We start from the raw sequence: 14,980 nt of genomic DNA, 5'->3' as shown, positions 1-14,980 counted from the left end.
ACATGCTGTTGCACATCTCCGACCACGCTCACCTGCGCGGGGGTTCTCAGTGTGGCACTGCAGTCTTCAATTCCGCGAACAAAATGACAGCGTAGTTGGTATCGACACCCCTCGACAGATCAATGCCGCAGGTGTCGATAATGAGCTGGCAACCAGTTCCCTGGCGAAACTCGTCAGTCCTACCAACGTCAGACTTGAGCACGATATACGCTTTTGAAATAGCGTATGTCAGCGTCCCCTTCCCAGTTGTGACGACGATAGGAGAGCCAAGCAAGCTTGACACTGACCATGTCTCCACATCTGGTAAAGGCTTACCGTTTGGATCAGTTGAGCCCATCGGAGTGATCTTCAGGACAACCGCGCCATTGACAGTCTGACTGTCGTAATGCTTCATCGCGTAATCAGACAATTCGTCGAACACGCGAGGATCCTGCGTCCACGAATGACCCATGATATAGGTCGAGTCGTTTGCACCTGGATTCTCCGAACATGATGAACTCGGAGCAACACCAAGCCGATTCTGGATCCAGTATGCTTTTTGAGGGCACTCTGGATCCGGGCTTGTCGAACAGCTCGGCGCTGCCAGATCATCCCTGTAGTCCATACCATCCACTATTGCGTTGACCTTAAATCCCGGTTTAGCCGAAATGGTCATGTGAGTTGGCGGTGCTGCGAGGACTGACTGGATGGGTGATGGTGATGGTGCTTTTGGCGTCGTGCTTGGCGGTTTTGATACCGTCGATACTGGTGCCGCTGTCGACCGAGTCGTCATGGTCGTCTTCGAACTTTCAACTGGCGATGTAACCGCCTTAGTCGATGGGTACGAGGAAGAACCGACACTCGAGCTAGGATCGATCGCCTGACTGGCTGATGCACTCGGACTCGCCTGAGTCGTTGTGGCCAGTGGAGGCAATTCCGCTTCGACAGTTGCCTGCTTGGCGTTCCGATTTGCATTGCTGATTGCGACCACAACAAGTGTGATACAAACGACAGCCATGCGTATAGCTACTACCACGCGTGAGCGCTTCATACTCCCACCCCCTTCCAAGAGGTTCAAAGAATTGGATTATTGTGCCACATTGGTAAAGAACCCTTGCTGGGCTAATTATTATAATACCACAAAAGTATATTTATTACAAGTATATCTTCTCTGTTAAAGCTTTCGTAAAAACCTCTCACAAAAGACATAGTTTGATGCTCGCCGTGAAGGCGAGGCTTTCTCTGTCACCACGAATGGCAACGAGTCAGCCTCGCCCTCACGGACGGAGTACTACTTCACAGCATCAGTGCTGCTTCGCCGCCTGACGACGACGAAGGAACCAGACGGCTCCGATCATCGCGATCAGTGCTGCGATTCCCAGTGGGAGTCCGACAGGAAGCCTTTCTCCCGGACCGCCGTTGTGGCTGTCCGTCGGGTAAGGCCCCTTGATGGTGGTCGTGGTGACCACCTTGGTCGGAGGAACCACCACGACGACCGAGGTCGTCGTGACCGGCGGCTTCACGACCGTGGTGGTGACCACGGGGGTCGTCACCGGCGGCTTGGTCACCGGAGGCGTCACGACCGGAGTCGTGACCGGCGGTGTGACCACGGGGGTCGTCACCGGGGGCGTCACGACAGGAGTCGTGACGGGCGGAGTGGTAACCGGAGGAGTGGTGACCGGGGGCGTGACACACGTCGCCGGCTTCTCCCAGACGGGGTACTGGACGTAGAACTGTCCACTTTCCCCGACCTTGATCAGGAGCCCGAAGACTCCCGACGGCAACGCGAACGTCACCGTTTCGTCCTTCAACACCCTTGCGCCAGGAGCCGAGTACAGCAACTTGCTGTCATCGGACTGGTATGGTCCGTCATAGCCGTAGATGGCGAAGGGATCCTCCGCCGTCCCCACCACCGTCAACGAGACGGAGGTGTAGCCGTTGCAGCCCGACACTTCGGACGAGCTGTAGATCGGCTTGACCGGGCACAACTTCCCACTGTCCACGGCGGTGCCGTAGTCGTGGGTCGTGGTGCCGTCCTGGAACTGGGTGTTCTTGGCCGTGATGTCGACCACCAAGTGCCCGTTCTCGCCGAGTGTCCAGTTGAGGACGTCGGTGTCAGCGGGCACGACCCAGGTGGCGTTGTTGAGGCCACAGGGATCGGTGACGGCCGGGGTTGCCGGGACGTCGATCTTGGTGATGGTCGGGGGACAGGAGATACCCGAGTCCGGCGCGGTGCCGTAATCGTGGATCTTGGTCCCGTCCTTGAAGGTGGTGTTGATCGCGACGATCGTCGCGATCGCATTGCCACCCTGCGGGGAAAGCGACCAGTGGACCTCGTCGGTGTCAGCCGGCAAGACCCAGGTGGCGTTGTTCGGTCCACAGGGATCGGTGATGTCCGGCGCTGCCGGCACATCGATCTTCTTGATCACCGGGGGACACTCCTGCCCGCTGTCCACGGCGACGCCGTAGTCATGGGTGGTGGTGCCATCGGTGAACTCGGTGTTCTCGGCCGTGATGGTCGCGATGAGGTGTCCCTCGTCGTTGACCATCCAGCTGATCGTGTCGGTGTCAGCCGGCACGACCCAGGTCGCGTTGTCTGGACCACATGGGTCCTTGACGCTGGCCTGCGAGGGGATCTCGATCTTCTTGATCACCGGCGGACACGCCTCGTTCGAATCCGGCGCGATGCCGTAGTTCTCGGAGGTGAGACCGTCGGAGAAGACCGTGTTCGCGGCCGTGATGGTCGCGATCGCGTTCCCCTTGCTGTCGATGGACCAGTGGACCTTGTCGGTGTCGGCCGGCAGGATCCAGGTTGCGTTGTGCTCACCACACGGATCGGTGACGTCCGGCTGAGCCGGAACATCGATCTTCGTGGTCTTGACACACGGGCCAACTGTCCCGGAGCGGTGAACCTCTCCGACGTTGTCCCACGAGGTGACGTCCACGGCCCAGGTGTGGGTCGAGGTGTCCTGTGGGATTGACACGGTCTTGGAGTAGCTCGTCCCGAAGTTCGGGTTGCTCTCGACGACCGCACCGTCAACGCTGATGCTGACCGTGTTCTTGTGGCTCCTCGTGTTGTCCTGGACGTAGTCCGTGAGATTCACGACCACGCCGTCGCAGGACGCCGAGACATTCGGAGTGTGCGCCGAGGCGCTTCCGGTGAACCAGCCCGTGAGCATCAGACCGGCGATCAGTGCGATCACCGACATCAAACTCAGGCCGATCTTGGTCTTACGCTTACGCGCTCGACCGTTGCCCCCGGTGGGAGGCAGGTCTTCGTGCAGAGCCATGGTGGCTCCTCTCCGTTCAGTTGCCTGAACGTCGTAGGGATATCCCGCTACCCTCCAGGGTAGGGGGCACTGCAAAGATGCATTGTAATGTAGTACTCAAATTGTTAAAGGCGCCTCCAGAGGCGTCTCTCAATATTTGAGCAACACCACGAAGCAGCTTTACCACACCCCACACTCTGGTGAGCGGGGATATTGGGGCTATTGTAGCACTTTAGTCTATTTTTGTAAAGACCTTAAGAGATAGAACCGCTCGTGGTTCCCTTTCGCACCCGCAATGTCGCTATCACGCTTGTCACTAATAACAAATAAGTTTTTTGCCCAGACCTCAAAGTCACGGAGAATCTCCCGTCGGACAGCATCATTCTTAATGACACCTTTATTAATTTGATGACGACCCGCTTCAAACTGTGGTTTTACCATTGCAACGATCTGTGTTTCTTTGCCGCTCACTGATGCAATGTGCGGGAGAATCTCACGTAGACTAATAAAACTAACATCCATGACAATAATATCGGGAGTATCACTTGGGACGAAATCACGAATATCTGTCTTTTCGTGCAGTGATATTTTTGGATGACCGTGAAGACTTGGGTGTAATTGATCCGTTCCAACATCAACCGCGAAAACTTTTTTTGCACCATGCTGTAGTGCATAATCCGTAAAACCACCAGTACTACTACCGACATCGAGTACTACTTTTTCGCGGAAATCGAGATGTAATAATGTTGCGACACTCGCGAGCTTGAGACCAGCTCTACTAACAAATTGCTCGGATGTCTCAAGGCTAATTATTGATTGATCTGAAACGAAGTGACCTGGTTTTTTAATAACCTTACCGTCAACAATAACTTTCCCTAGCTTAATCCAGCTTTCTGCTTGAGAACGACTTGCCGTTACGCCCCTCTTTGCTAGTTCAATATCGAGGCGTTGTTTCATTATTTCTTGCGTTCGCGGTATTCACCGGTAGTTGTATCGACGGAGATAACATCACCTTGTTTAATAAATGAGGGTACCTTTACGACAAGACCTGTTTCAACAGTAGCGTCTTTTAGAACGTTACTCGTCGTATCGCCCTTAACGACGTCTTCAGTGTATGTCACTTCAAGATATAAGTTTTTTGGCAACTCAACATTGATAATAGCTTCACCAAAAGACTGAAGCGTCAGACTATCGCCTTCTTTTAAATAGCTACTGGCGCTATCAACAACATCAGCCGGTAGTTGAAACTGCTCAAAAGTTTCTGGATCCATAAAATAAAAATCTTGAGCGTCCTTATAGAGATACTGAACATTACGATTAATAACCTCAGCAGATTCAATTTTTTCCTGTCCTTTAAAAGTTTTTGGTATGACACTACCGTCAATTAAATTTTTTAGCTTCACATTTACGATGCTGCCGCCCCGACCCATAACCTTTTGGTTATACTCGGTAACTCTGAAGGGTTTGCCATCTAGCTGGACAACAACACCTTTTTTTAATTCTGTAGGGTTATACATATAAATCTCCGGTTAGAAATGCTAGGCAGCGCACATGATTCATCTGCGCTGCAGAGTTTTCTAATTATTAGTTAGAAGTAACAAATGGAAGCATCGCTAAGTGGCGTGCTCGCTTAATTGCCGTCGCAAGCTGTCGTTGCTGCTTAGCAGATAGACCAGTTTTTGCAATTGGCTCAATTTGACCATAAATGTTAATGAAGTACTGCAATGATTTGACGTCTTTGTAGTCAAAAAACGCTGGAACATCTTTTTTGAATCGTTTAAGTGCCATAATTTATTCTCCTTAAAATGGAATTTCGCTTAGATCAATTGGTTTGTCATCGATGTCTTGAATAACAACATCGTTGGATTTCTTATTAGCAGATTGTGATGACGGAGCAGATGAAGAGCTTGGTGCATCTCCATTTGGCCCATCGAGGAATGTAACATCTGTGGCAACAACTTCTACTTTCGTACGTTTCTTACCAGTTTCTTTATCATCCCAGCTATCTTGTCGTAGTCGTCCCTGTACAAGGACACGACGTCCTTTACCTAGATACTGAATAACCAGCTCACCTAGCTTTTCCCAGGCTGTAACCTCGAAAAAATCAGCTTGGTCATCTTGGCCGCCGCGATCAACTGCGATAGAGAAATTTGCAATCGTTTTACCACTAGTGGTAGTCCGCTGTTCAGGATCACGCGTTAAACGTCCCATTAAAATCACCTGGTTGATGCTTTTGGCCATATCCCCTACTCCTCTTCTTTATCGTCGCGTGATGCGGACGCTGCTGATCGTACTTTTGCTTCTTCTAGCGCTCGGCGACCTTTTTCATCAACAGTTACAAGTAAGTAACGTAGTACTTCGTCTGTAATGTTTAATGTATTACTGATTTTAAGTAATGCATCAGCAGGTAGCTTTACTTCGAAGTAAACGTATACCGCAAAGTCTTCACTTTTGATACGGTACGCAAGTTTCTTTTTACCCCAATTATCTTCGCTTACAATTTCACCACCATGAGTTTTCACGAGGTCACGCACTTTTGTAAGTGGCGCCTCAATGTCTACCTCTAGGTCAGGATGAATGAGAACTGTTAGTTCATATTCTTTCATAGATTTCCTCCTTCGGAATCCATTGGTTAATCCATTTGGATGCTTATATCAGGTATAAGCTGAGTTGATAACTAGTTAATTATAACCTAAATGAATGATAATTACTAGGGTTAAAGACGCTACTCAGCTCATCTTTGTTTCACATAAAAACAAAAGATTAAAGGATTAAACTTCAGCACCGGCAACATCATCGAGACTACTGATAAGTACCTCTCGGGGACGAGCTCCGTCGGCAGCGCCGATGACACCTTGTTCTTCCATTTGCTCAATGATACGAGCAGCGCGTGCATAACCTATGCGAAGGCGTCTCTGAAGTAGTGAAGTTGAGGCCTTACCGCTATCCACAACGACACGTAGAGCGTCACGGTACATATCATCGTCACCACCACCATCAAAGTCCATAACTACGCCACCCTTACCGTTTAGCTGTACTGGCTGTGAAACAATTTCATCATTGTACTGTGGTGCTGACTGCATGCGAAGATGATCAGTAATTTTCATCACCTCATCATCCATTACCCATGCGCCTTGTATACGTTTTGGCTTATTCATACTCGGAGTAAGCATTAACATATCACCCTGTCCGAGTAGTTTTTCTGCACCTACCTGGTCAAGAATAGTTCGACTGTCAACTTGTGAGGCTACTGTAAAAGCGATACGTGCCGGTACGTTAGCCTTAATAAGTCCGGTAATGACATCAACTGATGGACGCTGCGTCGCAAGTACCAAATGAATACCAACGGCACGGGCTTTTTGAGCCAATCGAACCACAAGTGCTTCAACATCGCGCGCGGCAACCATCATCAGATCGGCGAGCTCATCTATGACAATTACGATATATGGCATCGCACCATCATCATGTTGATGCACTACGCCTTCGTCGTCGGCAACGGAAATCTTTTTGCCTCCGGATTGTATTTTTTGGTTATAGGTCTTAATATCTTTAATTTTTTCCTCAGCAAGTAATCTGTAGCGACGCTCCATCTCGTTAACAGCCCATTTAAGTGCGCTGATTGTCTTTTCAGGTTCCGTAATGACAGGTGTCAAAAGATGCGGAATATCTTCATATGCAGCCATTTCCACATGCTTCGGATCTACAAGAATCAGTTTCATTTCCGAAGGACTATTACGATATAGCAGGCTCGTAAGAAGTGCGTTGATCATAACGGATTTACCACTACCAGTTTGACCAGCAATCAAAAGATGGGGCATCTTATTTAACTCACCAACCACTGCTTCCCCTGAAATATCTTTACCGATAGCGAATGATAGTGGCTCCACTGAAGACTTCCACTGCTTAGAGCTAAGAACACCGTATAAACGAACATCTGCAGCACGTCGGTTAGGCACTTCAATACCGACAGCGCGCTGACCAGGGATAGGTGCTTCAATACGCAAGGACTGAGCTGCAAGATTTAGTGCAATATTTGTTTCAAGGGCAGTAATTCTTGTTAACTTGACACCGCTCGGAGGACGAAGTGTATACTGCGTTACTTTTGGTCCAATATTAGCACCTTCCATCTCAACATCGATACTAAATTCATGAAGTGTATCTTTGATAATTTGCGCATTTTGCTGAACATCACCCGCATCAGCTGGTGCCTGCTTTTTCTCAAGTAAATCAATGCTTGGCGCTTCCCAGTTAGGGTCGGTCACTGAGACAAGAGCAGACTGATCCTCCGCAGCCTTGTCTCTTACGACGCTACCCCTGAGTGTCGACATACGTGATTGTTTTTTATCTTCGGGAAAATCATTGGCGTTAACCATTGGTACCCCTGCGTTGAGTTTTAGTTCGCCAATAGCTGTTGATGTAGTTGCATCGGTAGCTGCGGCTTTTTTCATAATTTTAACGTTTTCATCTTGCTCGGGCGAATTAGTACGAACCAACTCCCAGAATTTTTTGATGATAGTAACCGGTGACACCCTAAGCACAAACAGCACTGTAATCAGGATGAGGAGGACATAGATAAATGCTGCGACTGCGTCATTAACAAGGCTAGACATAGCACTGTTGACCGTTGTTCCGACGAAACCACCATTCGTTTTGCCGGCATCATCCTTCATAAGTCCAAAAAGCCCGGCAAACCAGACAATAAGAAATGCCGTGGCAAGCTTCATAACAAATGGAAGACGATTATTTTCGGCGCGAAATATCTCAACGGCGACATAAATAAATAGGAGCGGAATAACGTATACAGCATATCCAATTGTGCTCAAAGCCGAGGCATGCATCCATTCGAGGACAGGACCGCCCGCACCAAACCAAGCCACAACAAGAAGTACCGATATCGCAATTAAGAAGACTGCACCAACTTGCGTCCAAAATCCGCTCGGCAAGCTGTGCTTAGGCCCCAGCTGTCCCTTGTTGGTTTTTTTATGTGTTGATTTTCGTCTCTTAGCCATAACTGTTTTAGTATACGCTTATCTGTTAGATGATAAAAGCGATTCCATAGGTATATTGTAGCAGATTTTACAGCAAATTGCAATATCCTTATGGTTTATCAGTAGATGAAAAGAGCCTCGCATTGGCAGGCTCTTTTCATTTTACAAACTAGAACTATGTCTTAGTAACCACGTGTATCAATTGAGCTTTTTGGCTCAATAGCTTCAGTGTCAGGAACCTGTCTCTCTGGAAAATTACGAGATGTAGGCTGAGATGTAGATTGATCTTCATTTGCTGGATGTTCAACTCGGAAGCTGTTACCACCAACTGGTGCAGGGCGTCGATTATCGCCTTGCGGACGACCATCTTGGCCCTGTTGAGGGCGATTTTGACCATTACCGCCACCACTTCCGCCAATCTCATTAATGACAGGAATAACGATTGGCGTACGACGGGTTTGATCGTAAAGGATATGAGTGATCTCATCTTTGAGTTCTTTCTTGAGAACATCCATATCAAAGCGCTTTCCGCCAATGCGTGAAACTTTCTGTTTTAGATACTGACGAATCATTCCCATTAGCTCTTCACTATCACGTAAGTAAATGAAACCTCTTGAAATGATATCGGGGCTTGTCATGAGACGTCCGCTGCCCCGTGCTAATGTGAGAACAACAACGAACATACCTTCACCAGCCATGTGTATACGGTCTTTTAGAACAACTTCAGAAACAATAGCACCGCTGTCATCATACATGAGACCACCTACTGGGATACGGCCGTTTTTCTTAGCGCCCTCAGTAGTGATTTCAATTACATCACCGCTGTCACACACGAAAATGTTATCTCTTGGAATACCACACTCTTTCTCGGCAAGAACTGCGTTGTGATGAAGCATATGAAACTCACCATGAATTGGAAGGTAGTACTTTGGATTAAGTGCAGTGATTAGTTTGACGTGATCGTCATAATAGCCATGTCCTGAAAGGTGAAGTGGTCCGATGCCAGTTAAGTGAGTCTTACCGTTTTGGATAACATCACTACCCTCTCGCATTAACCCATCAACAGTACGCACAACATACTTTTCGTTACCAGGAATTGCATTTGAGCTAAACACAATAACGTCGGAGTTTTTAATCTTGATAAATTTATGTGATCCACTTGCCATGCGGTTTAGTACAGCATTAAATTCACCCTGTGAACCAGTACAGATAATTGTTACTTTGCCGTCAGGTAATTTCACAACATCTTCCATTTTAACAACTGTGTCTTTTGGAACCTTGATAACGCCGGCACGAAGGGCAACTTCGAGGTTTTGAATCATCGAGTAGCCAGCAAAAGCTACTTTACGGTCATGTTTTTTAGCTTCTTCTAGGATACCCTGCATACGGTGAATCTGTGAGGAGAAACAACTCATAATCAGACGACTATTAGCATATTTATCCATAACTTGACCCATTGATACCTGGACTTCAGGCTCCCCATGTTCATGAGTACCTTCAGATTCACAGTTTGTTGACTCATTCATGAGCATAAGAATGCCTTCAGTCGTGGCGATTTCAGTCATACGCTCAATATCAAACTTTTTACCATCAACTGGTGCTGTTTCAAATCGCCAGTCACCAGTATCAATTAGGACACCTAGCGGTGTACGGATAACAACTGCTGTCGCATCAGGAATTGAGTGATTGACGCGTACTAGTTCAATATTAAAACTGTCACCTAGCTGTACGCGTTCATGTGTTTCGGGATCGAGTTCGTTATATTCGGGTTCATAGTCAGTTGTCGCCTCTTCCATTGTCCGCTTCACCATACCAAGTGTGAACTTGCTACCGAAAACAGGTGCTGGAATTTTATCTATAATGTGGCGGAAAGCACCGATGTGATCGAGGTGTCCGTGCGTAAATACAATTCCTCGAATTTTATGTTTATTCTCTTCAAGGTAGCTGACGTCAGGAATAATGTAGTTGATTCCAGGATAGTCCGCCCCTGGGAATAAGAAGCCCATATCAATCACGATAATATCGTTATCATACTCAATTGCCATACAGTTTTTACCGATGCCCATTTCGCCAAGGCCACCGATTGGCATAATCCTTAGCTTTGGCGCACCATTATCACGTGGCTTACCTTTTTGGTCAGCCAAGCTAAATTGACGACCGCCATAGCCGTTATATACCGACTTGTTAACAGGAATATTTATCATGTGCTGGCTTGCACGTAGATTAACACTCTCACTTGTACGACGTTGAGCACGAAAAACTTCGCCCTTACGTGTCGTTGTGCTGTTTAAGATAGTATTATTTGATTTTGGTCGTTGTTGACCTTGTGGTCGTTTCGATTGATCGTCTCCTTGGACGCTTCCAGTTCTTCGTTGTCCCATGTGTATTGTTTTAAAACCTTTCTTGCGGTGCTAGTAATACGTTAGTTTCGATTGAATATAAGTGATGAGATGGAACGTGAAAGCATATATCGTGAGCATTCCCTCTCCTCGAGTCTTATCTATTATACCAAAAGGTGCACTCTGGGGCAATATTACAGAGCTTTTATGATCTCAGGAACACTAAGGAAGTCTTCGATCAAAGTCTGTCGAAGGCTGCCATTATATAACGCTGCGGCCGGATGATATAGCGGTACGATAACAAGTTTGCTATCACCAAATTGTATACGTTTTGTCTGACCATGAATTTGACTAATTTTCATCTCGGGTAAAAAATACTCCATACTGTGACGGCCGAGTGTAATGACAACTTTTGGTTGAATAATCTGAAGTTGTTTTAATAAGTACGGCCAAAAGGCCTTTTTTTCGTCTGGTGAAGGATCACGATTATTTGGTGGCCGATACTTTACGATATTAGTGATATAGACATCGGATCGCACCATACCAGCTTGGGATAACATGTCATTTAAAAACTTACCTGATGCTCCCACGAATGGTAAGCCTTGCTCGTCTTCGTTCTTTCCTGGTGCTTCACCAATAAAAACAATCTCGGCATCAAGACTGCCATCACCAATTACAAGATTCGTTGCCTGAGCGGCAAGTTCTGAACAAATATTTTTTTCTAAAATATCTGCTTTTAGCTGATCAATCTGAGCTTGTTTATCCATGGTGAACTTTCAGTTACTGACTAGTGCTTGACTGAGTAACTTATATTACATACTACCCTAGATAGTATACCAAAGCCATTGGGACAGTTCACTTATGCTTGCAATTTATAACTCTAAAGAATAGACTTTCTACATCAACTAATAGTCTACACAGTTATGCCCGCCCCAGAAGATCTAGAAGTATTTCAAAAACATCAAGCAGCTCGTTTAATTCGTGATTTAAAAGATTACGCATTTTCTCTTTCACCCGGGTTTCAACGTAATCACATGAGCCGTGTCGACACGAGTAAATCCTTCTATATGCAGGATCCAAACTCAAGTACGTCTGAAGTCAAACTAAAACTCGTCTTCTACGCATTTCGATCTCTTGGAATTCGAAAAAAGCCAAGTTACGATTTTACCGTTCGAGCATCTACCGTAACAGACATTGGCGATGTTCCATACCGCTATATTGCGCATCTTGAAGAGGACACTTTAGAAGAGATATCTGATGTGCCTGATGAAAGCGGTTTAACTGAAACTCAAACAAGTACCTATCAAGTATCTCAGAGTGGTTTGAAGTTTATTACGGTAGCAAATGATTATGAATTAAAACTGTATGGTGACACAATCTGTCAAATATCAACTGATGATATGCACCTCTCTCAGCAAGGCGAAGGTATTAGAATACCCGCGGATGAATCATTTGATGGTGATTCACACATTATCGCTCCACTAAAGGTAGAGCATACGGATGAGAGCGTGGTTGATTCACCAGATAAATTTACAGATGCTGTAGAGAAACTCGAACGAGAGCTTGCCTTACAGGCAATCCTTTCCTATAACAATTTAGATGTTAGAAGAGGCTTCTACGACTTTGATGATTCAATAAATAAGATTCGACTACTTATTTATACTCTTCAAACTGGAAAGCTTGATGCATATAAAAGTATTACTAATTTAGGGGATGATATATCACAGCCTTTTTCAACTAGGCATACAAATCCTCGAAAAGAACTTTAGCTGCTATAGAAGAACCTTTTAGAAATTCTTTTGAACAAATGTGCGCTCAGTCTATTGTATAAACGCAGGCCTGGTCTACAATAGAAGTACATAATAAATAAACATAAAAACAAGAAAGTGAGTTGCCCTATGCAACGAACTATGCAAACGTTATTATCAAAAAAAATCATACTCATTGCAGGTGCGCTTGTACTGGTATCTTTTAGTGCCACTGGTACTATCGTAACGTTGAAATCTACACAGCAAAGACCACTAGCGAGCACTGCAACCCCAACAGAAGCACCTCCAGTAGCGACAACACCTATAGCACCAACATACACTGACCTAACGAGTGACCTTAACAAAATTGACGCCTCAATGCAGCAGGATACAAACAATATGATATCGGCTGATACAAGCCTTAACGATCAAGCATCGACAATTAGCGAATAGGAATTAATAGCCATGAAAAAACTTTCTCTCAAAATCATCACTCTAATCATAACTCTCGCGACAGTACTTACACCAGCAGTTCACGCAGTTAGCGTATCTGAATCATGTCCAAAGACTACGGATTCAACGGCATGTAAAACAAGCCAAACTCAAACCACTACGAATGATCAAACGCGACTCACAAACTTAGAGACGCGGGGGTCTGCAGAAATTAATCGCCGATTAGTTTCCTTAAATACCCTGACAAGTGTGATATCAGGTACATCGAAGTTATCTACTGAAGATAAAACATCACTGACGGCTGAAGTAGCATCGACAGTGTCTGGTCTGACTGACCTAAATACTAAACTTTCTAACGACTCAACTCTTTCTGATGCCCGGACTGATGTGCAATCAATCATAACTGGCTATAGAGTGTACGCGCTGATTGGACCAAAAGTACGTCTCATTGCGAGTAACGATAACCAGCAAGTTATTGCTGAAAAACAGCTGGCAATCATAGCAAAGATCCAGACAGCTCTTGATGCCAAGAAAGCTAATACCGATCTTGAAGCACGTCTCATATCAGTCAAAGCAATAGCCAAAAATTCTACGAATGTATCAGAAAGCCTAAAGACAAAACTACTAGCACTTCAACCGAGTGACTACAACAGCGATCACAGTGTGATGTCTACGTATCGTGATCAGCTAAAGACAAACCACACTTCACTTGAAAACTCTGCGGCTAACCTAAAAAAGATCGTTGCAGACCTAAAAAGTCTTTAGATCTAACGGCAGATTTTTCCGTTACCATCAACAAGGCTTGCCCCACTATTTACGGTACCCTCGTGCGCGTATTCTCCTTTATTATCAAATACGATAATGTCACCGTTATGCGCCATGATAATCTGATCATTCTTCAAGCCGGTCTGTATACCTATGTCTCGGTGATATTCACGGCTAAGCGCACCGCCGTAGATTGGCATGAGAAAACGGGGGCGAACAAGTTCGATCATTTCCCGGTGTTCGTCACGGTTCGCGTGTCCTGAAACATGAAGAGGCCCGCACCCGTCAACGTCGTGTGTTGGGTGACGATAGACTTTAGCACCCATGCGAGTTACATCATCACCAAGCCGTTGATAGCTCACTTCATTACCTGGAATCGGTGAGCTACTAATCACGACGTTATCACCTTTTTTGAGCGATAATACTTTGTGCTCACCTCTACTCAGTCGAGTCATAGCTGCACCAGGCTCACCTTGACCACCCGTGCACATTATGAGTAGCTCGTCGTCAGGAACCTTACTTGCATCCTTGAGTAGAATGAGCGTTCCCTTTGGAATTTTGAGATTCCCTAGTCGTACAGCAAGTTCTGCTGTCGCCATCATACTTCGACCATCGAGAGCAACTTTACGTCCATATTTTACTGCCGCATTGATTGTCATCTGTACACGGTTCATATTAGAAGAGAACACTGCGACAAATATTCGACCGCTCGTACGACCGATAAGATCGTAAAAACTATCTTGAAGTGTATGCTCAGTTGGCGTACGGCCAGGTTTGTTTGTGTACGTACTTTCACTCATCAACAGTAGCACTCCCTCATCCCCTAGTCGTTTTAGACGCTCGATGTCTGATGGCATAGAGTCGAGTGGTTCAGGGTCGAGCCGAAAATCACCAGTATTAATAATGCGTCCCGCTGGCGTCTCGAGCACAATTGCAGATGACTCCGGTACGGAGTGAGTCACGCGAATCAGCTCAATAATAAAATCACCCATGTGATGCTGTTCGTGACTATCCATCTGTAATACATGAAATGTAGGTGTGAAATTGCCCCTAGTCTTATCAAATTGTGCTCGAACCATACCAATGGTAAATTGGCTACCGAATATAGGCGCAGGACATGTCGGTACAATGTGCGGTAAGCCACCGATATGGTCAAGATGGCCATGGCTGATAACGTATCCACGTAACTTATGCCGTATACTTCGCAGATACTCAACATTTGGAACAGCGTAATTGATACCTGGAATGTTTAAGCCTAACTCCATACCACAATCAAGCACAATGGCATCTCGTTCCGTCTCGACAATAATCATGTTTTTTTCACCAATGCCATTTTGTCCACCAAGTGGTGTAATTTTTAATATATTTTTTTTCATTTTTTCCTTATCTGACATCATGAGATATCAATATACCTCTACTTAAAAGAGGAGAAGTTTAAT

General features: G+C 46.0%; 14 protein-coding genes. 3 read left to right on the top strand and 11 right to left on the bottom strand.

Annotation, left to right across the window (positions count from 1 at the left end; translation table 11 throughout):
* Window positions 1-46: 46 nt before the first annotated feature.
* The 10 genes from ABIS22_03800 to ABIS22_03755 all read right to left on the bottom strand — a co-directional run bounded on the left by ABIS22_03800 (window position 47) and on the right by ABIS22_03755 (window position 11,342).
* Window positions 47-1,030, bottom strand: a complete 984-nt coding sequence (locus ABIS22_03800; GenBank protein MEO7741013.1) for a hypothetical protein — start codon at window positions 1,028-1,030, stop codon at window positions 47-49.
* A 253-nt stretch (window positions 1,031-1,283) separates the two neighbouring features.
* On the bottom strand, window positions 1,284-3,269 hold the full coding sequence (locus ABIS22_03795) for a hypothetical protein (GenBank protein MEO7741012.1): 1,986 nt from the start codon (window positions 3,267-3,269) through the stop codon (window positions 1,284-1,286).
* Between the two features lie 216 nt (window positions 3,270-3,485).
* Window positions 3,486-4,205, bottom strand: coding sequence for a TlyA family RNA methyltransferase (locus tag ABIS22_03790; protein ID MEO7741011.1), 720 nt, complete (start codon window positions 4,203-4,205; stop codon window positions 3,486-3,488).
* Window positions 4,205-4,765: an elongation factor P gene (efp, locus tag ABIS22_03785; protein MEO7741010.1), complete on the bottom strand. Its 561-nt coding sequence runs from the start codon at window positions 4,763-4,765 to the stop codon at window positions 4,205-4,207. Before efp ends, ABIS22_03790 begins: the two co-directional genes overlap by 1 nt.
* A 67-nt stretch (window positions 4,766-4,832) precedes the next feature.
* Window positions 4,833-5,036, bottom strand: coding sequence for a 30S ribosomal protein S18 (rpsR, locus tag ABIS22_03780; protein ID MEO7741009.1), 204 nt, complete (start codon window positions 5,034-5,036; stop codon window positions 4,833-4,835).
* A 12-nt stretch (window positions 5,037-5,048) separates the two neighbouring features.
* Window positions 5,049-5,489 (bottom strand): single-stranded DNA-binding protein, encoded by a 441-nt coding sequence (locus tag ABIS22_03775; GenBank protein MEO7741008.1) that lies wholly within the window; start codon window positions 5,487-5,489, stop codon window positions 5,049-5,051.
* Window positions 5,490-5,494: 5 nt separating this feature from the next.
* Complete coding sequence (gene rpsF, locus ABIS22_03770; protein MEO7741007.1) at window positions 5,495-5,854, bottom strand: 30S ribosomal protein S6; 360 nt, start codon at window positions 5,852-5,854, stop codon at window positions 5,495-5,497.
* Window positions 5,855-6,019: 165 nt separating this feature from the next.
* Window positions 6,020-8,257, bottom strand: coding sequence for a DNA translocase FtsK 4TM domain-containing protein (locus tag ABIS22_03765; GenBank protein ID MEO7741006.1), 2,238 nt, complete (start codon window positions 8,255-8,257; stop codon window positions 6,020-6,022).
* A 161-nt stretch (window positions 8,258-8,418) separates the two neighbouring features.
* The gene (locus ABIS22_03760) at window positions 8,419-10,617 is read right to left on the bottom strand and encodes a ribonuclease J (protein ID MEO7741005.1); all 2,199 of its coding nucleotides are present in this window, start codon (window positions 10,615-10,617) and stop codon (window positions 8,419-8,421) included.
* A 152-nt stretch (window positions 10,618-10,769) separates the two neighbouring features.
* Window positions 10,770-11,342: a uracil-DNA glycosylase gene (locus tag ABIS22_03755; GenBank protein ID MEO7741004.1), complete on the bottom strand. Its 573-nt coding sequence runs from the start codon at window positions 11,340-11,342 to the stop codon at window positions 10,770-10,772.
* Window positions 11,343-11,498: 156 nt separating this feature from the next.
* Between ABIS22_03755 and ABIS22_03750 the strand changes: the two genes are divergently transcribed.
* The 3 genes from ABIS22_03750 to ABIS22_03740 all read left to right on the top strand — a co-directional run bounded on the left by ABIS22_03750 (window position 11,499) and on the right by ABIS22_03740 (window position 13,541).
* The gene (locus ABIS22_03750) at window positions 11,499-12,344 is read left to right on the top strand and encodes a hypothetical protein (protein ID MEO7741003.1); all 846 of its coding nucleotides are present in this window, start codon (window positions 11,499-11,501) and stop codon (window positions 12,342-12,344) included.
* Window positions 12,345-12,473: 129 nt separating this feature from the next.
* Window positions 12,474-12,776, top strand: coding sequence for a hypothetical protein (locus ABIS22_03745; protein ID MEO7741002.1), 303 nt, complete (start codon window positions 12,474-12,476; stop codon window positions 12,774-12,776).
* Between the two features lie 12 nt (window positions 12,777-12,788).
* Window positions 12,789-13,541, top strand: coding sequence for a hypothetical protein (locus tag ABIS22_03740; GenBank protein MEO7741001.1), 753 nt, complete (start codon window positions 12,789-12,791; stop codon window positions 13,539-13,541).
* A 2-nt stretch (window positions 13,542-13,543) separates the two neighbouring features.
* Here ABIS22_03740 and ABIS22_03735 read toward each other — a convergent pair whose 3' ends face one another.
* Window positions 13,544-14,938 (bottom strand): ribonuclease J, encoded by a 1,395-nt coding sequence (locus ABIS22_03735; protein ID MEO7741000.1) that lies wholly within the window; start codon window positions 14,936-14,938, stop codon window positions 13,544-13,546.
* Window positions 14,939-14,980 lie beyond the last annotated feature (42 nt).

The sequence above is a fragment of the Candidatus Saccharimonadales bacterium genome (assembly GCA_039928925.1).
Classification (GTDB): domain Bacteria; phylum Patescibacteriota; class Saccharimonadia; order Saccharimonadales; family Saccharimonadaceae; genus UBA6022.
This window is presented reverse-complemented; position numbering and strand designations above follow the sequence as displayed.